This is a genomic window from Micromonospora sp. NPDC049139, assembly GCF_055586845.1.
The window spans coordinates 57,286-77,517 of sequence record NZ_JBVJHK010000016.1 but is presented as its reverse complement, the minus strand read 5'-3'; the positions used below and the strand labels follow the sequence as shown (position 1 = coordinate 77,517).

The 20,232-nt window shown below is 68.9% G+C and carries 21 protein-coding genes; 18 read left to right on the top strand and 3 right to left on the bottom strand.

Annotation, left to right across the window (positions count from 1 at the left end; translation table 11 throughout):
• The 4 genes from ACZ6Q9_RS24270 (at position 1) to ACZ6Q9_RS24255 (ending at position 3,787) form a co-directional block, all read left to right on the top strand.
• The gene (locus ACZ6Q9_RS24270; protein ID WP_396829638.1) at positions 1 to 930 is read left to right on the top strand and encodes a carbohydrate ABC transporter permease; all 930 of its coding nucleotides are present in this window, start codon (positions 1 to 3) and stop codon (positions 928 to 930) included.
• Between the two features lie 76 nt (positions 931 to 1,006).
• Positions 1,007 to 1,837, top strand: a complete 831-nt coding sequence (locus tag ACZ6Q9_RS24265; protein ID WP_466021431.1) for a carbohydrate ABC transporter permease — start codon at positions 1,007 to 1,009, stop codon at positions 1,835 to 1,837.
• A 10-nt stretch (positions 1,838 to 1,847) separates the two neighbouring features.
• Positions 1,848 to 3,401, top strand: coding sequence for a glucoamylase family protein (locus ACZ6Q9_RS24260; protein ID WP_396829637.1), 1,554 nt, complete (start codon positions 1,848 to 1,850; stop codon positions 3,399 to 3,401).
• An 89-nt stretch (positions 3,402 to 3,490) separates the two neighbouring features.
• Positions 3,491 to 3,787 carry a hypothetical protein gene (locus tag ACZ6Q9_RS24255; protein WP_396829636.1) on the top strand — a complete coding sequence of 99 codons (297 nt, stop codon included), beginning with the start codon at positions 3,491 to 3,493 and terminating at the stop codon, positions 3,785 to 3,787.
• Positions 3,788 to 3,923: 136 nt separating this feature from the next.
• On the opposite strand, the gene ACZ6Q9_RS24250 is transcribed toward ACZ6Q9_RS24255, so the two are convergent.
• Complete coding sequence (locus ACZ6Q9_RS24250) at positions 3,924 to 4,325, bottom strand: hypothetical protein (protein ID WP_393268684.1); 402 nt, start codon at positions 4,323 to 4,325, stop codon at positions 3,924 to 3,926.
• Positions 4,318 to 5,064 carry a hypothetical protein gene (locus ACZ6Q9_RS24245; protein WP_393268682.1) on the bottom strand — a complete coding sequence of 249 codons (747 nt, stop codon included), beginning with the start codon at positions 5,062 to 5,064 and terminating at the stop codon, positions 4,318 to 4,320. The genes ACZ6Q9_RS24250 and ACZ6Q9_RS24245 overlap by 8 nt, the downstream gene beginning before the upstream one ends.
• A 175-nt stretch (positions 5,065 to 5,239) precedes the next feature.
• Between ACZ6Q9_RS24245 and ACZ6Q9_RS24240 the strand changes: the two genes are divergently transcribed.
• The 11 genes from ACZ6Q9_RS24240 to ACZ6Q9_RS24190 all read left to right on the top strand — a co-directional run bounded on the left by ACZ6Q9_RS24240 (position 5,240) and on the right by ACZ6Q9_RS24190 (position 16,259).
• Positions 5,240 to 5,674, top strand: a complete 435-nt coding sequence (locus tag ACZ6Q9_RS24240) for a hypothetical protein (protein WP_396829635.1) — start codon at positions 5,240 to 5,242, stop codon at positions 5,672 to 5,674.
• Between the two features lie 92 nt (positions 5,675 to 5,766).
• On the top strand, positions 5,767 to 7,122 hold the full coding sequence (locus ACZ6Q9_RS24235; protein WP_396829634.1) for a PrsW family intramembrane metalloprotease: 1,356 nt from the start codon (positions 5,767 to 5,769) through the stop codon (positions 7,120 to 7,122).
• Positions 7,123 to 7,268: 146 nt separating this feature from the next.
• Positions 7,269 to 7,991, top strand: a complete 723-nt coding sequence (locus tag ACZ6Q9_RS24230; protein ID WP_393455151.1) for a hypothetical protein — start codon at positions 7,269 to 7,271, stop codon at positions 7,989 to 7,991.
• Positions 7,992 to 8,214: 223 nt separating this feature from the next.
• Positions 8,215 to 8,730 (top strand): hypothetical protein, encoded by a 516-nt coding sequence (locus ACZ6Q9_RS24225; RefSeq protein ID WP_393455148.1) that lies wholly within the window; start codon positions 8,215 to 8,217, stop codon positions 8,728 to 8,730.
• Positions 8,731 to 9,364: 634 nt separating this feature from the next.
• Complete coding sequence (pruA, locus tag ACZ6Q9_RS24220) at positions 9,365 to 10,999, top strand: L-glutamate gamma-semialdehyde dehydrogenase (RefSeq protein WP_396829633.1); 1,635 nt, start codon at positions 9,365 to 9,367, stop codon at positions 10,997 to 10,999.
• A 131-nt stretch (positions 11,000 to 11,130) separates the two neighbouring features.
• Complete coding sequence (locus ACZ6Q9_RS24215; RefSeq protein WP_396829632.1) at positions 11,131 to 12,000, top strand: ABC transporter substrate-binding protein; 870 nt, start codon at positions 11,131 to 11,133, stop codon at positions 11,998 to 12,000.
• Positions 12,001 to 12,002: 2 nt separating this feature from the next.
• Positions 12,003 to 13,100: an amino acid ABC transporter permease gene (locus tag ACZ6Q9_RS24210; protein WP_393268664.1), complete on the top strand. Its 1,098-nt coding sequence runs from the start codon at positions 12,003 to 12,005 to the stop codon at positions 13,098 to 13,100.
• A gap of 3 nt (positions 13,101 to 13,103) precedes the next feature.
• Positions 13,104 to 13,853 (top strand): amino acid ABC transporter ATP-binding protein, encoded by a 750-nt coding sequence (locus tag ACZ6Q9_RS24205; protein WP_393268661.1) that lies wholly within the window; start codon positions 13,104 to 13,106, stop codon positions 13,851 to 13,853.
• A 38-nt stretch (positions 13,854 to 13,891) separates the two neighbouring features.
• Positions 13,892 to 14,671: an acetoacetate decarboxylase family protein gene (locus ACZ6Q9_RS24200; RefSeq protein ID WP_396829631.1), complete on the top strand. Its 780-nt coding sequence runs from the start codon at positions 13,892 to 13,894 to the stop codon at positions 14,669 to 14,671.
• 70 nt (positions 14,672 to 14,741) lie between these two features.
• Positions 14,742 to 15,431, top strand: coding sequence for a GntR family transcriptional regulator (locus tag ACZ6Q9_RS24195; protein WP_393268655.1), 690 nt, complete (start codon positions 14,742 to 14,744; stop codon positions 15,429 to 15,431).
• A gap of 42 nt (positions 15,432 to 15,473) precedes the next feature.
• The gene (locus tag ACZ6Q9_RS24190; protein ID WP_396829630.1) at positions 15,474 to 16,259 is read left to right on the top strand and encodes an SDR family NAD(P)-dependent oxidoreductase; all 786 of its coding nucleotides are present in this window, start codon (positions 15,474 to 15,476) and stop codon (positions 16,257 to 16,259) included.
• 18 nt (positions 16,260 to 16,277) lie between these two features.
• Here ACZ6Q9_RS24190 and ACZ6Q9_RS24185 read toward each other — a convergent pair whose 3' ends face one another.
• Entirely contained in the window at positions 16,278 to 16,442 is a 165-nt protein-coding gene (locus ACZ6Q9_RS24185) for a type 1 glutamine amidotransferase family protein (protein ID WP_393268650.1), read from the bottom strand.
• A 401-nt stretch (positions 16,443 to 16,843) separates the two neighbouring features.
• On the opposite strand from ACZ6Q9_RS24185, the gene ACZ6Q9_RS24180 reads away from it, so the two are divergent.
• From ACZ6Q9_RS24180 to ACZ6Q9_RS24170, 3 genes are all read left to right on the top strand, one after another.
• Positions 16,844 to 17,221, top strand: a complete 378-nt coding sequence (locus ACZ6Q9_RS24180; protein ID WP_393268647.1) for an SCP2 sterol-binding domain-containing protein — start codon at positions 16,844 to 16,846, stop codon at positions 17,219 to 17,221.
• Positions 17,218 to 19,281, top strand: a complete 2,064-nt coding sequence (locus ACZ6Q9_RS24175; RefSeq protein ID WP_393455130.1) for an amylo-alpha-1,6-glucosidase — start codon at positions 17,218 to 17,220, stop codon at positions 19,279 to 19,281. Before ACZ6Q9_RS24180 ends, ACZ6Q9_RS24175 begins: the two co-directional genes overlap by 4 nt.
• Positions 19,282 to 19,415: 134 nt before the next feature.
• On the top strand, positions 19,416 to 20,228 hold the full coding sequence (locus ACZ6Q9_RS24170; protein ID WP_396829629.1) for a GntR family transcriptional regulator: 813 nt from the start codon (positions 19,416 to 19,418) through the stop codon (positions 20,226 to 20,228).
• Positions 20,229 to 20,232 lie beyond the last annotated feature (4 nt).

Below are 20,232 nucleotides of genomic sequence, written 5' to 3'. Positions count from 1 at the left end.
ATGACCTCCGCCACCGCGCGACCCGCGTGCACCGGCGGCAACCGGACGACCACGGGCAGGCGCCGGGAGGGCATCGCGGGTTGGGGCTTCGCGCTCCCGTTCCTGCTCGTGTTCGTGGTGTTCATGGCGGGCCCGGTGCTGGCCTCGCTCGCCATGAGCTTCACCGACCTGCGCAGCGCCGACCTGCGCGACCCCCTCGGGGTCAACCCGGTCGGCCTGGACAACTACGTCAAGCTGTTCGGTGACGACACGTTCCGGCAGGCCGCCATCAACACGGCGTACTTCGTGCTGGTCGGGGTCCCGCTGACGATGGTGCTCGGGCTCGCGGCCGCGGTCGGCCTGGACGCGGGGATCACCAGGTTCCGGACGTTCTTCCGGGTCGGCTACTACCTGCCCGTCGTCACCAGCATCGTGGCCGTTGCCGTCGTCTGGCGCTTCGTGCTCGAGCCGGACGGCGGGCTGGTCAACACGCTGCTGGGCTACGTCGGCATCGACGGCCCGAGCTGGCTGACCGACCCGACGACGGCGATGCCCGCGCTCATCCTGATGGCGGCCTGGCGGAACCTGGGGTACCTGATGGTGATCTTCCTGGCCGGCCTGCAGGCGATTCCCGGGGAGCTGTACGAGGCGGCGGCCATGGACGGCAGCGGCGCGTGGTCGCGGTTCCGCCATGTCACGCTGCCGCTGATGCGGCCCACGCTGCTGTTCGGCGGCGTCATCACCGGCATCGGCTACCTGCAGTTCTTCGAGGAGCCGTTCGTGATGACGCAGGGCGGGCCCCTGGACCGGACGCTGTCGGTGGCCTTCTACGTCTACAACCAGTTCGGCTTCGGCAATTACAGCTACGCCGCGGCCATCAGCTATGTCCTCTTCATCGCCATCCTCGTCCTCACTCTGGTGCAGTTCCGGCTGCTCCGGTCGAAGACGTGAGGGAGCCGTCATGACCACGTCCGTGCACACACCAGCCCCGCCCGCACCGCGCCGTACCGGCAGAAGGCGCCGGGTCGTGGGTGGCGCGCCGGAGGCCCGGGGCCACCTGTGGGTGTACGCCGTCCTCGCCGGTGGGCTCGTACTCCTGGTCGGTCCGTTCGTCTGGATGCTGCTCGGCTCGTTCAAGACCAACGCCGAGGTCCGCCGGGTGCCACCCACCTGGCTGCCCGAGTCCGCAACGCTGGAGAACTACCGGCACCTGTTCACGCAGTTGGACTTCCCGCAGTTCTTCTTCAACAGCACCCTGGTGGCCGTCGCCATCACCCTGGGCAATCTCGTCTTCTGCTCGATGCTCGGCTACGCCCTGGCGAAGCTCCGTTTCCCCGGCAGGCGGGCGGTGTTCGCGCTCGTGCTCGGGATGCTGATGGTGCCGGGCATGGTCACCTTCGTCCCGCTGTTCATGCTGGTCAGCAAGCTCGGCATGGTGAACAGCTATGCCGGGCTCATCCTGCCGTGGCTGGCCCAGCCACTCGGGGTGTTCCTGATGCGACAGTTCATCCTGGGCCTGCCCGACGACCTGATCCAGGCGGCGCGGGTGGACGGTGCCGGGGAGTTCCGGATCTTCGCCCGAGTCATCCTGCCGCTGTGCGGACCGGCCCTGGCCACGCTCGGGATCCTGCAGTTCCTGGCCACCTGGAACAACTTCCTCTGGCCGCTGGTCGTCGCCCAGTCCGAGGAGAAGTACACCCTCCCCGTGGCCCTCGCGCTCTACGCCATCGGGGAGAACAACACCCGCTACGGCCTGCTGATGGCGGGCGCGGTGGTGACCATCCTGCCGATCCTGCTCATCTTCGTGTTGCTGCAGCGCTACTTCGTGCAAGGCATCGCCATGACCGGCCTCAAGTGAGGAGTCTTCCGTGCGACCCAGAAATCGTCTGACCGTCGCCGCGGGGGTGATCATGTCCGTCGGACTGGTCGTCGCCGCCGCCCCCGCGGCCACCGCCGCCCCCTCTCCGGCCACCCGGTCCACCACGGGCCACAACGCTCTCCTGCACCAGTACGCCGCGGACACGTGGCGCTCGTTCGCCGCCCTGGTCGATCCGGCCACCGGCCTGGTCGCCGACAACATCGGCGGTGGCCTCGACCCGGCCGACCGCTCGGCGTACACCTCACCGACCAACATCGGCGCCTACCTGTGGAGCAGCGTTGTCGCCCGGGAGACCCGGCTGATCCCGGCCGACGAGGCACGGGCCCGCATCGCCCAGACCCTGGCCACGCTGGCCCGGCTGGAGATCCATGAGGCATCGGGCATGTACTACAACTGGTACCACCCGTCGACCGGGGCGAAGCTCACCACCTGGCCGGCCGACGGCAGCACCCTGCACCCGTTCCTGTCCAGCGTCGACAACGGCTGGATCGCCACCGCCCTGACGATCGTCAAGGACCAGGTGCCGGAGCTGGCGGCGCCGGCCGACGCGCTGCTGCGCCGGATGGACTTCGGCTACTACTACAACCCGGCCGAGCGGCAGATCCGCGGCGGCTTCTGGGCGGAGCCGCCGCCCGGCTGCTCCGTCGCCGGCAACTACCGCGGCGGCCCCGACGTGTACTACACCTGCCACCACTACGGCGCCTTCAACACCGAGCCGCGCATCGCCAGCTACCTGGGCATCGCCGCCGGCCAGATCCCGCCCCAGCACTACTTCGGCATGTGGCGGACCTTCCCGCCGGAGGGCTGTGACTGGTCGTGGTCCGAGCAGCGGGCGGTCGGCGAGTGGCGCACCTACCTCGGGGTGCGGCTGTTCGAGGGCGCCTACCGCTACCGCGGGATGCAACTGGTGCCCACCTGGGGCGGCTCGATGTTCGAGGCGCTGATGGTGCCGCTGTTCGTGCCCGAGGAGCAGTGGGGCAAGGACAGCTGGGCGATCAACCACCCGACGTACGTCCGGGCGCAGATCGAGCACGGGCTGCGCGAGGCCGGCTACGGCTACTGGGGCTTCTCGCCGTCGAACAACCCGGCCGGCGGGTACCGGGAGTACGGCGTGGACCCGATCGGGATGGACGCCGGCGGGTACAGCTCCGACCAGGAGCGCACCACCGTCGACTACGGGTACGGCGAATGCCGGCCGGCGCAGCCGCTGCCCACGGCGTACGGGCAGGGTGTGGTGACCCCCCACGCCTCGTTCCTCGCGCTGCGCTACGCCGAGGACGACGCCCTGCGGAACCTGGCCAACCTGCGGCGGGACTTCGACGCGTACGGCCCTGGCGGCTTCTACGACGCCGTCAACGTGACCAGTGGGCAGGTGTCGAAGCGCTACCTGGCGCTGGACCAGGGCATGGTCATGGCGGCGCTGGGCAACGCGCTCGCCCAGGACCTGCTTCGTAAGCCGTTCAGCGAGGGCGCCATGAAGCAGCGTGTCGCGCCGCTGATGCGGATGGAGCAGTTCTCCCTGCCGCGCCCGGAGACCCCCTGACGCCGCAGCGAGGCCGTTGACCATCCTGCGGCGCAGGCCGATGCCTGCGCCGCAGGATCGGCCAGCCCGCTTCCCCGTCGGTCGCCTCCGTGCCGGAGGTGACGGTCACCGGTCCGCTCTCCGCGCCGGTCACCGCCGCCGCGCTCCCCGCGACCGGCGAACCCCCGACCGTGCGCCTGCGGGTGGACACGGCCGCCCCCGGCGTACCGCTGCACCGCCCGTGGCAGCCGATGATCGGCAGCGAACGACTGTCCCAGCTGCTCTGCCCCGACCGCTCCGGCGGCCGGGAGATCGGCACCGAACTGCTCGCGGCGCTGCGCCGGGTCCGCGACGAGATCGGCGTCGAGACGCCGGCGTCGATGGATGGATCGGCTGACCTGGCTTAATTGGACGGCAACGCTGTCCCGTGCTCGTGGCCGTACGCCGCCTGTCAGCGCTCGGCCCCACTGCCGCCGACGCGGTGCCTGGCCGGGCGATGCCGCGCCAGTGCTGACGCTTCGGACCTCGACCAGGGTGTTGTGGTCAGAACATCAGTTCCTCGGCCACCAGTGAGCATTCGCGGAGCAGTTCGTCGTCCCGGTGCGGCACGGTGTAGCGGCGTTCGCGGATCAGCGCCAGGAAGTCCTCGGGGAGGGCCACCCGGTGCCGGTGGACGTAGTACGCCAGATCGTCGCGCCACAGCCAGTCGCCGTCGGTGCGGATCGTCGACCCGTTCATGACCTGTCGCGCCGAGTCGAACGGGTCGTCGGCCAGGTCCATCATGTCGATGAGGACGTACCCCGCTCTCAGGTAACGGACGACCTCGTCGACATCCGGCATCTCCTCGGCGGAGACGTTGTCGAAGATGCTCTCCTGAACCAGGCCCAGGCCGACGGGTCCCAGTTCGCGGAACATCCCGGCGAACCGCAACGCCGGCTTACCCATCGGTCCCCCCGCCGGGATAGAAGGTCACCCACTGGCCGCCGGGCCTGATCCGAGGAACCTGCCCCACCGGACCATACCGGTTCACACCGACCGCGTCGGTAGGCGCCATGACCGTCACCCCCAGCGCGTCCGCGACCTGCTGGGCCGGCGGCGGGACACCCGCGTCGGGCCTCACGGTGCCCGAGTGGCAGGACACCAGACGCACCGGCCCGCCGTCGTAGTGCGGATTGCCGCGGATCGCCTCGGCGATCTGGGCCGGGTGGGTGTAGTTCGACGGATGGTCGGCACCGTCTGCCCCGATCAGGCCCGGCAGGAACAGCCCGTTGCGCTCACCATGGACCACGACGTCGTGGTAACCCGGCTCGGGTGCGACGGCGTCGAAGTTCCGCATGGTCCGCTCGTCGTAGCCGATCGCCGTGGCGCCCGGGCGGTGGTAGACCGGGTCGCCACCGGCGAGTTGCGAGTCCGGTGGCCGGGTCGGCTGGTGCGGATGTGTGCCGGGATCTTTCCAGTCCGACCTGCGGCCCATCGAGTCCGTCGTCGCCGGTATTCCCATCAGGGCATCGAGCACCTGTGGAAAGAACACGGCGAACGCCGTGTAACCGGCGAGGGCGGCGCCACCCAGCACCGCGATCGCTGCGATGCCGACGGCGGGGACCGCTCCGTAACAGCCGGCGAGGCCGTCGGCCATGCCGCCACAATCGATGGGTACGCCCTCGGCCAGCACGTTGACAGACACCGCCGCAGACATAGCCTCCCAATCCGAGCGTCGGGATTGAGCCATGCGCATGCGTGTCCACGTACGCTTGTACGACCGCCGCTACGGGTTAGGCTAGGGTAACCCACCACCGTGGACGGAGGGAGCCGTGCCAGACGGGACCGAGCCCACGGAAGCTCGCCTTCCGGTACGCGTGATGACTGTCCTCGGTCTGATCGCGGTGGTCGTCGTCCTCGCCTCGGCTGTCGTCCTGGCCGTGTCCTGGCCGACCACCCCACAACGTTCTCCGGCCCTGCCGATCCGGCTCTACGCATTCGACTCGGCCACCGCGAGCATTGGCGATCTGCCGCAGGAGAGATTCCGGCAGGGACAGATCCCGGCCGCCACGATCGACGAGGGTGTGGCCGCGTCCGTAGCCGCGGAACCCGCGCGGGCGAGTTGGTACGACGCGTTCGGCCACCGGACCAACAGCGTGGACCTGCCGGATCTCGACGGCCTGCGGGCCAGTCCCGTGCCGTTGAGCGCCACCTCCGCGGTACCCGCTGGGACATACCAGTTTGTGTTGGCCACCGTCCGAGGAAACCGGGCGGAGGAGGTGCTCGCCTGGGTGCACGTGGAAATCGAGCGATGACGGAGGAGACGCCGCAGCCGACCAGCGCACCGCCGGAGGGATCCGGGCTCGGCCTCGCACCGCCGCCCCGCCCGGTGGTGCCGGATCCGACCGTGCCGGCGGCGTACCGGCTCGACCGGCTCGGCGCCGCGCTCACGACGGGTGAGGCGCTGCTGGTGATGATCGCCGTAGCGTCGCTGGTCGGCGTCATCCGCGATGACGGCACGGGGGTACGCGTCCTCGGCATGGTCAGCCTCGGGGTTGCCGGCATCTCACTGTTCACCGCCTGCATCGCCGCTGTCGTCGTCGCCGTAACCTCAGCCGCGGGTGGCTCGCCGCGTCGCCGCTTCATGACCTGGGCCATCTGCGGTGGACTGGTGTTCGCCGTGCCCGCCCTCCTGGTTGTGTTCCTCACCCTCCTACAGGTGGGAATCGCCTGGCGGGGCGCGCTGCTGAGCATTCCAACGACCCTTTTCGCGCTGTGGACATTCCGCCGGATGCAGCGCAACCGCAAGCCACCGTGGCGACTGGTCGTGGTCGCCTTCGCCTGGGGCCTGTTCGTCGCCGCGTACTTCGCCCAGATGGTCGAGGGCATCCTGCACGTCGTCATCACGGCAGAGCTTCTGCCGGGCACCGCGGCGATCCTCAGTCACGCGGCCGCCGCCGCGGTCCCGGAGGAGTTGGGCAAGGGTGCGGGGGTCCTCGTGATCGTGCTGCTCGCCTGGCGGCGCGTCGACGGCATGCTCGGTGGCATCGTCATCGGCGCCTGCGTCGGAATCGGCTTCCAGTTCGCCGAGTCGATGTCCTACATGACGGGAGATTTCGGCACCGTGCTCTACCAGCACTGGTACCGGCAGGTCACCGGGCTCCTGGTCAGCCACGCCACCTACACGGGGATCATCGGCGCCGGCATCGGACTCGCCACACAGTTCAACGACTGGCGGCGGCGGGCGGTCTGCGTTGGTAGCGGCTTCCTCGTCGCCATCGCGGCCCACCTGATCTGGGACGTCTTCGCGATGGGGGGCCTGTACTGGGAGTCTGACAATTCCCTGCTTCAGCTGTTCGTGGTGCAGCCGCTGAACCTCGTCGTCCTCAAGGGACCGGCGTTCGCCATCCTGCTGTTTCTCATCATCATCGCGTTGCGTCAAGAAACCAGGTCGCTGCACCAGCACCTCCGGAGGGAGGCCCGCGATTCGCGCGGCGCGATCATCCCGGCCGAGGTGCCCGTACTGGTGAATCCGCCACTGCGCTTCCGGATGCGGCTACAGGCACTCCTGCGTGGCGACCGTCCGGCCTACACCCGGATGAGGCGTCTGCACTCCGCGCAACTGGACCTGGCGTTCGCCCGATTGCGCCGCGACCGGGGTGAACCGCAGCCGCCGGGAGTCGAAGAATCGCTGCGGCAGCGGATTCACGATCTCAAGGCGGAATCCCCTCTGCTCCCGGCCGCCGTCGCGGGCCAGCGGTGACGATCGCATGGCGTGAGCCTTCCCGCATCGGCTGATCTACCGAGCCAGCGCGGTACGGTGCCCGCTGAAGACCAGCCTGCTGGCCGCTGATCTGGCCCGGGCCGGGAGTCTGGCCGTCCTTAGTGGATCTATGTCACACTCCTCGGGTGACGCTGCCTCCGCCGTCTGACGTGCCCCACAACCAGGGTGTGACCCCACCGGAACCCGGCATGGCCGCGCCGCCGTCGGCGCCGCCGAAGCGCAACGGGCTCATCATCGGCGTCATCGCCGGGGTGCTGGCGTTGTGCCTGCTCGGGACCTGCGTGGTCGCGGCCGGCGCGCTCGTCGTCTCCAACATGGGCGACGATGGCCGGCCCACAAACGTCGCGGACGGATCCTCTCCCGTGCCGTCGCCGACGACACCCTCACCGCCGTCCACCGAGGAGACGTATTCCCCGCCTGAGGAGGAGGACCGGACGACCGAGGCGGCTCCGCCACCGCCGCCCGCGAAGATCGGGCAGTGCATCGTCGTCAGCGAAGACGGTGACTTCCTGGGGATTGGCAACTGTAACGGCACGCGTGGCACCTATCGGGTGGTTTCGGTGGACTATGACCGGGGTGCGTGCGCCGATCCCGAGTCTGCGTACATTACGGAAGACGGCTACCGCCTGTGCCTGGAGCTTCACCTGGTGCGCAATTACTGTTACAAATTCCCAAAGGATGATGGCTGGATCGTCGGCGCGTCGAAGTGTAAGGCAAAGGGCACGGTTCACGTTGTCGACATCGTCCCAGGGGCGTCCAACGGCGACAGGTGCACGCGGGACTACCGGTGGAACCACTGGTACCGGTTCACGCACCCCACTGTTGTTTACTGTGTTCTGAAGTATTAGAGGGCGTCCGGTCGCACTTGAAACGCAGCATCGGCAACTTGCTGTTACGGCGTCGACCACCTTTTCGCGAGGATCGAGAACCGGCTCAAGCGCATCCAGTACCGCCCCGACCTGCTCGACTGATTCCTCGCCCGAACCAGCCTGACGCCACCGCTGTTCTCCGTGAGGTCTGGGTCCCTCGGGGGTCTTATCTGGTCTTGGTAGAGAGGGTAGGGTGCGCTTAGTGGGAGACCTGTACGAAATTGTGTTGAGTATCGACTTGCGTGGCGACGTCCCCGACGGGGAGCTTGCCGAGCTGCGGTGGCACGTGGGACAGGGGCCCAGGCCTGGGCAGCTGCTGATCGGCGCGGACGCCTATCTGGAGACCTATCCGCTGGGGGATCCCGACGATCCCGATTGCGAGTGGGAGACCGCCGAACCAGCGCCGATGTTCGGGCAACGGGGCGTGGCCTGGCGAGCGGGAGGCGCGCTCATCGCCGAGTTGGTCAGGCGGGAGCAGCCGGACGGCTGGGCGTTGACTGTGCGCCAGGAACTGCATCCTGACATGTTTTACCAGCTTCGGGCGCTGCTGGAGTGGCTGGGCTTGCGCGCTGTCGATTGCGGTGACGGTGTCGAGTGCTTCGTCGGCTACCTGCGCTTTTGCGAGACGACGGAGATCACGCCTCTTGTTCTGACGAATGGGCGAATCGGCATCCCGGCGGATGTCCAGTCCCATACCCCAGACTGGCAGGGGACCTGAGTGCAAGGTGGGGCGAAAATTCGGGAAGGATTCGTTCGTTGATGAGTGCTCACGGGTGATCTCCCTGGAGACCACCTACTTGTCGCAGGCGTTCCAGCGCATGACGCCGGTGGTCCATCGCCACGTCCTCGACGTCCAGTAGTACCTCGTCGGCGCGTTGCTTGGTTCCACGCCTGCCACCCCGCTGTAGCGAGGGTTGGTGAGGATGACGCGACCGCGCTCTTGGATGTCCTCGGCCCGGTGGCGCTGCCCGGCCGTGCTGCCGGCAGGGGCCTGGGCGGCGGCCCGCGTGCGCCGAGGGTGTAGATCGCGGTCTCGGCTTCGAGGGTCCATGCGCGGTGGTCGCACACAATGATCATGTTGTTGGTGCGCGGGCAGGCGTGGCTGAGTGGGGCGAACCCGCGTCGGGATCGCGGGGGCGATTCGAGACCAACTGTGCGTTGGCGGCGTCAGTGGTCAGGCGGCAGGGGCGTCAGGAGTTGAGGGCTGGCCCATCTGACATTTTACTGTAATGTCAGCCCGCCGGCCGAGGTGCCCAGATCTGGGTAAGCCTCGGCGGGCATCACCAACCGCGCCCACCCGCCGGTCCGGCCTCAGTTGGACCGTGGATTCCGTCGATGCGAGGAGGACAAGAGTGGATGCCGTTACGAGTCCGCCGTCCCCGGTCAACGAAGCGACCCTGAGCTACGCCCCCGGCAGCCCCGAGCGGGCAGAGCTGGAGCGGGAGCTGGCGCGGCAGGAGAGCCGAGCGGTGGAGTTGACCGCCGCGATCGGTGGCCGCCGCCGGATGGGTGGGGGAGCGGAGATCGCGGTGGTGCAGCCGCACGACCACCGCCACGTGCTCGGGGTGCTGCGTAACTCCACCCGGACCGACGCCGAGGACGCCATCGCGGCGGCGGGGGAGGCGGCGCCCGGCTGGCGCGAGCTGTCCCTCGACGACCGCGCCGCGATCCTGCTCAAGGCTGCCGATCTGCTGGCCGGCCCGTGGCGGCAGCGACTGAACGCCGCGACGATGCTGGGCCAGTCGAAGACCGCTGTCCAAGCCGAGATCGACTCCGCGTGCGAGCTGGCCGACTTCTGGCGGTTCAACGTCCACTACGCCCGGCAGATCATGGGCGAACAGCCGGTGGCGAACTCCCGTGGGGTGTGGAACCGCACCGACCATCGCCCCCTGGAGGGCTTCGTCTACGCCGTCACCCCGTTCAACTTCACCGCGATCGCGGGAAACCTGCCGACCGCGCCGGCGCTGATGGGCAACACGGTGCTCTGGAAGCCCGCGCCGACCCAGCAGCTCGCCGCGAGCCTGATCATGGAGTTGCTGGAGGAGGCCGGCCTGCCGCCCGGCGTGATCAACATGTTGCCGGGCGACGGCCTCGACGTCTCGGCAGTGGCGCTCGCCCACCGCGACCTGGCCGGTATCCACTTCACCGGCTCCACCGCGACGTTCCAGCATTTGTGGTCGACGGTGGGGGCGAACCTCGGGGGCTACCGGTCGTACCCCCGGATCGTCGGAGAGACCGGCGGGAAGGGTTTCGTGCTCGCGCACGGCTCGGCCGATCCGGACGTGCTGCGGGTGGCGCTGCTGCGGGGCGCGTTCGAGTACCAGGGGCAGAAGTGCTCGGCTGCCTGCCGGGCGTACGTGGCCCGGTCGGTGTGGGACAGGGTGCGCGAACCGCTGCTCGCCGAGGTGGAGGCACTGACGATGGGCGACGTCACCGACCTCTCCCACTTCATGGGGGCGGTGATCGACGCCCGGGCGTTGAGCCGGCACCGGGCCGCGATCGACCGGGCCCACCGGCGGGACTCGCTGACGGTGCTCGCCGGTGGCGAGGTCGACGATTCGACCGGTTATTTCGTCCGCCCCACCGTCGTGCACAGCGCCGACCCCACCGACGAGATGTTCCGCACGGAGTACTTCGGGCCGATCCTGGCCGTGCACGTCTTCGACGACGACGCTTTCACCGACGCGGTCGACCAGATGGAGTCATTCTCGTCGTACGCGCTGACCGGCGCGGTCGTTGCCCGCGACCGCGCGGCGATCGCCTGGGCCAGCCAACGGCTGCGGTTCGCCGCCGGCAACTTCTACGTCAACGACAAGCCGACCGGGGCGGTGGTCGGGCAGCAGCCGTTCGGCGGCTCCCGTGCCTCGGGCACCAACGACAAGGCGGGCGCGGCGTCGAACCTGACCCGCTGGATCTCGCCGCGGTCGATCAAGGAGACCTTCGACCCGCCGCGCGACCATCGTTACCCCCACATGGGCTCCCGCTGACGGGCCCTACCAGCTGAAAGCCCTCTGGACTGACCTGCTGATCAGGTGTAGCGTCTTTCACACTTCACTAACATGTCACTGACATTCCATTCTCCCCCATTGCGTCATGACCATCGACACGGAGGTGTCAGATGAAGAGGTCACTCCGCTCCCTCGGCGTTGCCACGGCCATCACCGGGATGCTCGCCCTGGCCGCGTGCGGCACGGACACCTCGTCCGCCGGCTCCGGGGCAACCGGCTTCGGCGACTGTGAGGTGACAGCGAACCCCACGGTCCACGAGTTGAAGACCATGACCGAGGGCACCCTCACCGTCGCCGCCTCGCTGCCCTACCCGGCCGGCTACCGGGGCAACACCCTCGAATCGGTCAACGGCGGCTACATGTACTGCCTCGACGCCGAGATCGCCAACCGCGCCGGACTGAGCAAGATCAAGCTGGTGAATGCCTCGTTCGAGGCCCTCGTCACCGCCAAGACCTCGAACTTCGACTTCGCGGTCTGGGACATCTACGACACACCCGAACGGCGCAAGGCCGTCGACTTCTCCACGCCCTACAACACCTATCGCACCGGTGTCCTCGTCAAGACCGGATCCAACCTGACCAAGGAGAGCATCAGGACGGCCACCGTCGGCGTGCTCGCCGGATCCGTTCAGCTCACGTACGTCAACGAGACGCTCAAGCCCAAGCAGGTGCGGGTCTTCGCCTCCAACGACGACCTCTTCAACGCCGTACTGGCCGGGCAGGTCGACGCCGCGCTCAACGACACCGCCACCGTCATGCCCCGGGCGGCCAGCTCGGACGGCAAGCTCGAGGTCATCGGACAGTACCCGGTCGGCGGCGACGTGGCAGCGCTGTTCCCCAAGGGCTCGCAGAACGTCACGGCGGTCAACCAGATCCTCGCCGACATGGAGAAGGACGGCACGCTCGCCGCCATCATGGACAAGTGGCTGAACCCGATCCTCGGCGGCGACCCTGACAAACTGGCCGACTGGAGTGTCTGACCATGAAGGTACAGTCACCCGAGACACGTGACGCCCCGCCGACAACGTCCGGTACCGGCCTCACTCCGACCAGGCCACTGTCGACGACGGCCTACCTCACCGCCGCCGCCGTCCTCACCGTCCTGGCCGCGACCCTGTGCTACCAGCTCGCCACCATGCTGGTCGACGCACCCGCCACCCGGATCCTGCTCGGTGCCGCGCTCCCGGTCGCCGCGCTCGGTTGGCCCCTCTCGCTGGCCTACCGGCGCAGCCGCCGGTCCCGGCAGGACTGGGGGGCCGGTCGGTACGTCGAGGCCCGCCGGGCGGCGGCACATTCCCGCAACGCCGCCATCTCGTCCCTCGGACTCAGCGGCTGCCTGGCCATCGTGGCCGTGCTCGCCCTGATGGTCTTCACCAACGACGGGGCGGTGCAGAAGACGTTCTTCAACGGCGAGTACATGTCGCGCAGCTTCCTCGACATCCTCCGCGCCCTGTGGATCAACATCCAGATCGCGCTCGGCGCCCAGGTCCTCGCCATGGTCTTCGGGCTCGTGCTCGCCATCGGCCGGCAACTGCCGGGCCGGGGCTTCCGCCCGGTCAGGGCGCTGTCCATCGCCTACATCGACGTGTTCCGCGGCATCCCGTCGGTCGTCCTGATCTACCTCGTCTGCTACGGCCTACCGCTGACCGAGGTGCCGTTCCTCAGCGGCGGATCGCTGGTCGTCTACGCCATCGTGGCGTTGGCCATGACGTACAGCGCCTACAACGCGGAGCTGTACCGCGCCGGGATCGAGTCGATCAACCCCGGCCAGAGCTCCGCAGCCCTCTCCATGGGCCTGACCCAGACCGACGTCCAGCGGTTCGTCATCCTGCCGCAGATGGCCCGCAACATCGCCGCGCCCATGCTCAGCACCTTCATCGGCTTGCAGAAGGACACCGCGCTGGTGATCGTCGTCGGCATCATCGACGCGTTCAGCCAGGCCAAGATCTACTCGGCGAACGATTTCAACCTCTCCGCGGTGACCGCCGTGTGCATCGTCTTCGTTCTCATCACCATCCCGCAGACCCGGTTCGTCGACTACCTGCTCGCCCGTACCGGGGCCAGGAAGACAGGGGCGTGAGTCATGTCCCGAGCGTTTATCGAGTTCGACAAGGTGACCAAGCGGTACGGCGACCTCACCGTGCTGGACAAGGTCGACCTCACCGTCGGCCGGCACGAGGTCGTCACGCTCATCGGCGCCTCCGGTTCCGGCAAGTCGACGCTGCTGCGCTGCGTCAACGGGCTGGAGGACGTCCAGGGCGGGCAGATCCTCCTCGATGGTGACGTCGTCTCCGGCGAGGGCGTCGACCTGGTCGGGCTGCGCCGCCGGGTCGGGATCGTCTTCCAGAGCTACAACCTGTTCCCGCACATGACGGTGCTGCGGAACTGCACGCTCACCCCGATCCGCGCCGGCGTGGCGAGCAAGGTCGAGGCCGAGGCCAACGCGCGGGCGATGCTCGACCGCGTGGGCCTGCGCGACAAGGCCGACGCCTATCCCTCGCAGCTCTCCGGCGGCCAGCAGCAGCGCGTCGCCATCGCCCGGGCGATGCTCATGCGCCCGCAGGCCCTGCTGCTGGACGAGATCACCTCAGCCCTCGACCCGGAACTCGTGATCGAGGTGCTGAACCTGGTCCGGGAACTCGCCTCCGACGGCATCACCATGATGATGACGACCCACGAGATGCCCTTCGCCCGCGAGATCTCATCGAAGGTCTGCTTCCTGCACCGGGGCGTGATCCTCGAGCAGGGCCCGCCCGAGCAGATCTTCGAATCACCCACCGCGCCCGAACTCCGGTCGTTCCTCCGCAAGATCCACGAAGCCGGCCGGGACTAGGCCCACCCTCGATAAGACAAGGTCAGGGAAACCAACCGATGAGCAAGACGTACGACACCAGGGACTTCTTCACCTACCTCGGGTACCCGAGCGGCGACCGGCCCTACTGGTGCAAGGACCTGCGCAGCCTCTCCGTCTACTGCCGAGGCGACCGGGCGAACCTGGAGGCGCTCCTCGCGCCAACCCCGTTCGAGCTCGCCGACGACCGGTTCGTCGTGCAGATCGCGGACTTCGGCAACGCCACCCCCGGCCCCTTCTACGACTCGGGCGTCGTCATTCCCGTCCGCTACGGCGATCACCGGGGAGTCAACTACTTCTTCGAGTACGAGGACCAGCCCTGGAGCGTCGCCTTCGGCCGGGAGGTCTGGGGCTATCCCAAGCAGTACGCGGACATCGCGCTGACCGACACCGCCGACGCGGTCTCCGGCGCCGTGCACCGCTCCGGCAAGCTGATCTTCGGTATCTCGATGACCCCCGGGGACGGGCACGACAACGCGGCCTGGGCCGACATGTCCCTCTACCCGCACCTTCAGGTCCACGCCCTGCCGGAAGCCGACGGGCCGGGGTTCCGGATCTTCGAGATCGTCTCCCGGGACACCTCGAAGGACTTCGTTCTCAAGCACCGGAGCTTCGGACCCGCAGCCGTCGAGCTCACCGACTCGCTCTCGGTCAACGGCGTCGGGTTGAAGGTGGTCGAGGTGCTCGGTGGGGAGTTCTCCGTCGGGGACTATGCCTGCACGGTGGAGAACGGCATCTCGACGGTGATCGACGACCTTCTCGGCGACCCGTCCCGCGCCGGAGCGTCGAAGCGCCCGTAACCGTCCGGTAGCTTGCCAGAGTGCGGGGCCGCTGCGCAGAAGCGGCGCACGACGTGGGGAAGGAATCGCGATGTTGTCGGAGTACGTCGGAAAGGGCGCGCTCGTCGGCATTGACCAGACGGGTAACGCCCTGCTGAGCCAATCGGCCTACGCCAGCCTGTGCTCTCGACTCGTCCGCGCCGAGATCATGCCCGGGGACCGGCTCGTCGAGAACGACCTGCGGGCCGACCTCGGCGTGGGCCTCTCCCCGGTGCGTGAGGCCATCAGGCGGCTGGAGTTCGAGAAGCTGGTGGTCATCTACCCGCGCAGCGGCACCTACGCCACCGAGATCGCGCTCAAGGACTCCCGCTCGGTCATGGAACTGCGACTGGAACTGGAGTCCCTGGCCACGACGCTGGCCTGCCGCCGCGGCTCGAAAGCGGAGAAGGAACAACTCGTCGCGCTCGCCGAGGAGCAGGCCCGCACCACCGACCTGCAACGGTGCATCGACCTGGACGCCGCGTTCCACAAGGGCATCTACCTGATGAGCCGCAACGAGTACCTCAAGACGACCGCCCGGATCCACTTCAACCTGGCCCTGCGGCAGTGGTACTTCTGCTCCAAGGTGGTCACCACCCCGGACTGGACCGCGGTGGACCACCGCCCCCTCGCGGCGGCCATCGCCGACGATGACGCCGCCACCGCCGCCGAGCAGATGCGCGAGCACGTCCGCCACGACTCCCAGCAGGTGTTCGAGATCCTCACCAACTACGGCCTGTAGCCGCCCGAGGGGCGTGCCCGAGCCGCCGGAAAGGACAGCGCCGTGCCACCGGCCGCACTGACATCCCTGTTCACCCTCGACGGAGCACGCGCCCTGGTCACCGGCGCCCACGGCGGTCTCGGCCGCGCCCAGGCCCTGGCCCTCGGCCACGCCGGCGCCGAGATCATCGCGACCGACCTGACGGCGGACCGCGCCGAGCAGGCCTGCGACTACCTGCGCCAGCAGGGCGTCCGCGCGCTTCCGCTGGCGCTGGAGGTCACCTCCCTCGACAGTATCGAGGCCGCGTTCGGCGCCCTCGAACAGCAAGGCCGCGTCCCCGACGTGGTGGTGAACAACGCCGGTGTGTCGCTGCGCAACAGCGCGTTGGACGCCACCGCCGCCGAGTTCGACCTGACCCTGGGGGTCAACCTGCGCGGCACGTACTTCGTGGCCCAGCGCGCCGCGCGGGCCATGCGGCCGCGCGGCGGGGGCCGGATCATCAACCTCGCCTCCATCGGCGGTTTGGTCGTCGACGGCGAGCGGTCCTCGGTGTACGACGCGTCGAAGGCCGCCGTGGTGCAGCTGACGAAGAACCTCGCCTACGAGTGGGGCAGGCATGGCATCCGGGTGAATGCCATCGCCCCGGGCTACATGCGCACGGAGATGACCGCCGACCTCATGCCCACCAGGGAAGTCGAGGACGAACTGGTGGCAAGGCACATCCCCCTGGGCCGGGTCGGCGAGGCGGGGGACCTGGCCGGCGCCGTGGTGTTCCTCGCCTCGAACGCGTCCGCGTACGTCACCGGGCACACGCTCACCGTCGACGGCGGTTGGGTCGTGTCGCTCTGATGCTCTCCGCTGCGGGTCTCATGGTCGGCTCCACGTCCTGGCGAAGTACGGCGTGTCGGGCTGCTCCTCGAACGCGGACAACTCGCTGTACCGGAACTCGTGCATGATCTTTCCCGGCTCCTCGTCGCGGAAGTCGTCTTGGGCAGCAGCCTGATCGAGACCGAGTAGGCGCAAGGTGGCCACGGCTTGGTCCGGCACCACGGGCAGCGCCTGTAGACCGGTAAGGATCGAGTCACGGCCGGTGGCGGTTGCAGCCCTCGTCGACCCGCGCCGGCTCGTTGGTGGAGTTGATCGTCTCCCGCCGGAACTGGTCGCGCTCGTACCCGAGATCCAGGTATCCGTCCGCGGGCGTGGGCGAAGGCGCGTACGTTCCCGGGGCGCACGCGATCGAGGCGGCAGCCGTCGGGCGTACCCGGTGGGCAGGCCGACCGGGGCGGACCTGGCGGGCAGTTGCTCCCCGCGGGCCGGCGGCACCGCGCGGGCCCGCGGACGCCCGCCAGGTTCATCCGATCCGGGTGAGGTGGCCCCACCCTGGTCCGAATGATGCTGCCCGTGGTCCGGCGGATTCTGCGGGAGGTGGTGCCATGTCGGAGGCGACCAGGACGTTCTTCGAGGCGCTCGAACGCCACGGCCACGAACGCCTGCTGAAGAAGACGAACGGCACCATACGCTTCGACCTCGCGCACGACCACGAGGTCGACCACTGGTTGGTGGAGATCCGCGGTGGCACCGTTCGGGTGTCGCAGCAGAACAGCGACGCCGACGCGGTCGTCCGCGCCGACAGCGCGTTCTTCGACCGGTTGGCGCGTGGCGAGGCCAAACCGCTCGCGGCGTGGCTGCGGAACGACATAACCTCCGAAGGACAGTTCCGGTTCGTCCTCCTGTTGGAGCGGCTTTTCGCGCCTCCGCCCGGCGCGCGTCACCCGCGGTTCGCCGCCCGTGACGTTCGGAGGCAGGGATGAAGAGCGACCTCGTCAGAGTCCTGGACGGCAACGTCTTCGTGTTGAGCGACGGCAGTGGCGACATAGACGCCGGCCCCACCGTCCCGTTGGGATTCTTCTCGTTCGACACCCGGTTCCTGTCGCGGTGGCGGCTGACCGTCAACGGCGAACGGGTGAGCGCGCTGGCCGTGGACGACCCGTCGTACTTCGAGGTGCGGTTCTTCCTGGTGCCGGGGGCCCCGACGCACTACGTGGACGCCAAGGTGTCGGTGATCCGGGAACGGTCGGTGGTCGGCAGCAGCTTCGAGGAGCGGTTGACGGTGCTCAACCATTCCGGGGAACCGGCTGATTTCACGGTCCGCGTGGACGCGGCCGGTGACTTCGTCTCGGTGCTCGCGATCGGACAGGAATGGGTGAGACCCGGTCGGCTCTACCAGCACGTCGAGGACGGGCGCCTGCACCTCGGCTACGTGCGGGAGAAGTTCCGGCGGGAGACGGTGATCTCCACGACTGAGCCGGCGCAGGTCGACGAACAGGGGCTGACCTACCACATCCGGATCGAACCCCACGGGCAGTGGAGCACCAAGCTGCACGTCCAGGGGCTGGTGCTGCGCCCCGACGGTCAGGATGTCCGAGAGCACATTTCTCCCGCCCGCGAACGACGCGACGCCGCGCGGCTGCAGGACGACCTGCGGCAGTGGCTCGACAAGGCTCCGCGGTTGGGCTGCGACTGGAAGCCGGTGGAGCGGGCCTACGAGCGCAGCCTGGTCGATCTCGCCGCGCTCCGGTTCGCGCCGCTGACGCTGCCGACCGAGCCGTTGCCGGCGGCGGGGCTGCCGTGGAACGCGACTCTCACCGGCCGCGACGCCATCCTCACCAGCCTGCAGGTGTTGCCGTTCACGCCGGAGTTGGCCGTCCACACCCTGCGGATGCTCGGCATCGACCAGGGCTCCGTGCTCGACGACTTCCTCGACGAGGAGCCGGGCAAGGTCGCGCGCGAGGTCCGCTACAGCGAGCTGGTCGCGTTCGAGGAACGCCCCCAGTCGGAGTATTTCGGTGCTGCCGACAGCACCCCGCTCTACGTGATTCTGCTCGACGAGTACGAGCGGTGGACGGGGGACGCCACACTCGTGCGCGAATTCGAGGACGAGGCGCGCGCGGCGCTGCACTGGATCGACGAGTACGGCGACATCATGGGCGACGGCTACGTCTGGTACCAGCGCCGCAACGAGCGGACCGGGCTGGAGAACCAGTGCTGGAAGGAATCCCCGAACGCCATCTCGTTCCGCGACGGCCGGCTGCCGAGCCAGCCCCGGGCGACCTGCGAACTGCAGGGCTACGCCTACGACGCCAAGGTCCGCGGCGCCCGACTCGCCCGCCAGTTCTGGCGCGACCCCGCGTACGCCGATCGGCTGGAAAGCGAGGCCGCCGAACTCAAGGACCGCTTCAACCGCGACTTCTGGATCGACGACGGCGAGTACTACGCGCTCGCCCTCGACGGCGACGGCCGTCAGGTCGACGCCCTCTCCTCCAACATCGGCCACCTCCTGTGGAGCGGCATCGTCGACGAATCCCGAGCCGCGAAGATCGCCGAGCACCTGCTCGGCCCCCGCCTCTTCTCCGGCTGGGGGGTACGCACCCTCGCGCACGGCGAGGGGCGGTACAACCCGCTCGGCTACCACGTCGGCACCGTCTGGCCGTTCGACAACTCCTTCATTGCCTGGGGCCTGCGCCGCTACGGATTCCACCAGGAGGCCGGGCGCATCGCCGAGGGAATCCTCGACGCGTCCCGGCATTTCCAGGGGCGCCTTCCGGAGGCCTTCGGCGGCTACGACCGCGAGTTGACCCGGCACCCCGTCCAGTATCCGCCGGCGAACAGCCCGCAGGCCCTGGCCACCGCGGCCCCCCTGCTGCTGGTGCGCACGCTGCTCGGCCTTGAGCCGTACGGCGAGGATCTGGTGGTCGCGCCGGCACTGCCCGAACGGTTCGGTCGGATCGAACTGCTCGACATTCCAGGGCGGTGGGGCCGCATCGACGCCATCGGCACCGTCGCACGCCAGGAGGCGCCGCTCGGCAGATGAGCCGGTCGTGCCGCGATCTCGACCCGTCGGGTGCGTCCGGGAGCCCGTTGCGGGGTCACCCACGAGACGCAGCTTGACCAGGGCATTGTCATTGGGCGGTCATTGGTCTACGGTTCAGGACCAATAGCCGCCCAATGTTCGAGGTGATCATGTACGAGCCCGCCGACATCAGCGATGTCGTCGTCGACGAGACCCGGCCGGTACCCGCGTACTACCAGGTCTACGAGGCGTTGCGGCAGCGGCTCGGCGGCTCCGACCTCCCCCCGGGCAGCCGGCTGCCCACCGAACGGGCCATGGCCGAGCAGTTGGGCGTGAGCCGGGCGACGGTCCGCGAGGCGCTGACCCGCCTCGAACGCGATGGGCTCGTCAACCGGCGGCAGGGCGACGGCACGTACGTGGCCGAACCCCGGGTCGAGCACGACATGCGGTTCCTGCACGGGTTCTCCGCCGAGCTGGCCCGGCGCGGGCACCGAGTCCGCTCGAACGTCCTCGCCATGGGCGCCGTCCGTCCCTCCGCCCGGCTCTGCGAGGTCCTCCGGGTCGCCGACGGCCCGGACACGGTGATCGAGCTGCGCCGGGTCCGTTCCCTCGACGGCAGCCCGGTGTCGCTGGAGACGGTGTGGCTCCCCGCCGACCGGTGCGCCCCCCTGCTCGGCGTCGACCTGAACGACCGGTCGCTCTACGACTCGCTGCGCGCCTTCGGCATCCAGCCGGTACGCGGGCACGAGCAGCTCACCGCCACCGTCCTCGACGACTTCGAGGCGACCTGCCTCGACCAGCGGGTCGGCGCCCCCGCCTTCCTGGTCGAACGGGTCACCTACGACGCCGCCGACCGCGCAGTCGAGTACGTCAAGAGCGTCCTGCGCGCCGATCGGTTCACCATCCGCACCGACCTCGACCTCGAGGCGGCCCGTTCCCCGCACACACCCCCCACCCCCGAAAGCTGACCGG

What these genes read in the sequence shown, in the direction of transcription:
- ACZ6Q9_RS24270 (WP_396829638.1), top strand. Translation starts at nt 1, where the DNA reads ATGACCTCCGCCACCGCGCGACCCGCGTGCACCGGCGGCAACCGGACG.
- ACZ6Q9_RS24250 (WP_393268684.1), bottom strand. Translation starts at nt 4,325, where the DNA reads ATGGGTAAGCCGGCGTTGCGGTTCGCCGGGATGTTCCGCGAACTGGGA.
- ACZ6Q9_RS24240 (WP_396829635.1), top strand. Translation starts at nt 5,240, where the DNA reads ATGACTGTCCTCGGTCTGATCGCGGTGGTCGTCGTCCTCGCCTCGGCT.
- ACZ6Q9_RS24215 (WP_396829632.1), top strand. Translation starts at nt 11,131, where the DNA reads ATGAAGAGGTCACTCCGCTCCCTCGGCGTTGCCACGGCCATCACCGGG.
- ACZ6Q9_RS24210 (WP_393268664.1), top strand. Translation starts at nt 12,003, where the DNA reads ATGAAGGTACAGTCACCCGAGACACGTGACGCCCCGCCGACAACGTCC.
- ACZ6Q9_RS24205 (WP_393268661.1), top strand. Translation starts at nt 13,104, where the DNA reads ATGTCCCGAGCGTTTATCGAGTTCGACAAGGTGACCAAGCGGTACGGC.
- ACZ6Q9_RS24200 (WP_396829631.1), top strand. Translation starts at nt 13,892, where the DNA reads ATGAGCAAGACGTACGACACCAGGGACTTCTTCACCTACCTCGGGTAC.
- ACZ6Q9_RS24195 (WP_393268655.1), top strand. Translation starts at nt 14,742, where the DNA reads ATGTTGTCGGAGTACGTCGGAAAGGGCGCGCTCGTCGGCATTGACCAG.
- ACZ6Q9_RS24180 (WP_393268647.1), top strand. Translation starts at nt 16,844, where the DNA reads ATGTCGGAGGCGACCAGGACGTTCTTCGAGGCGCTCGAACGCCACGGC.
- ACZ6Q9_RS24175 (WP_393455130.1), top strand. Translation starts at nt 17,218, where the DNA reads ATGAAGAGCGACCTCGTCAGAGTCCTGGACGGCAACGTCTTCGTGTTG.
- ACZ6Q9_RS24170 (WP_396829629.1), top strand. Translation starts at nt 19,416, where the DNA reads ATGTTCGAGGTGATCATGTACGAGCCCGCCGACATCAGCGATGTCGTC.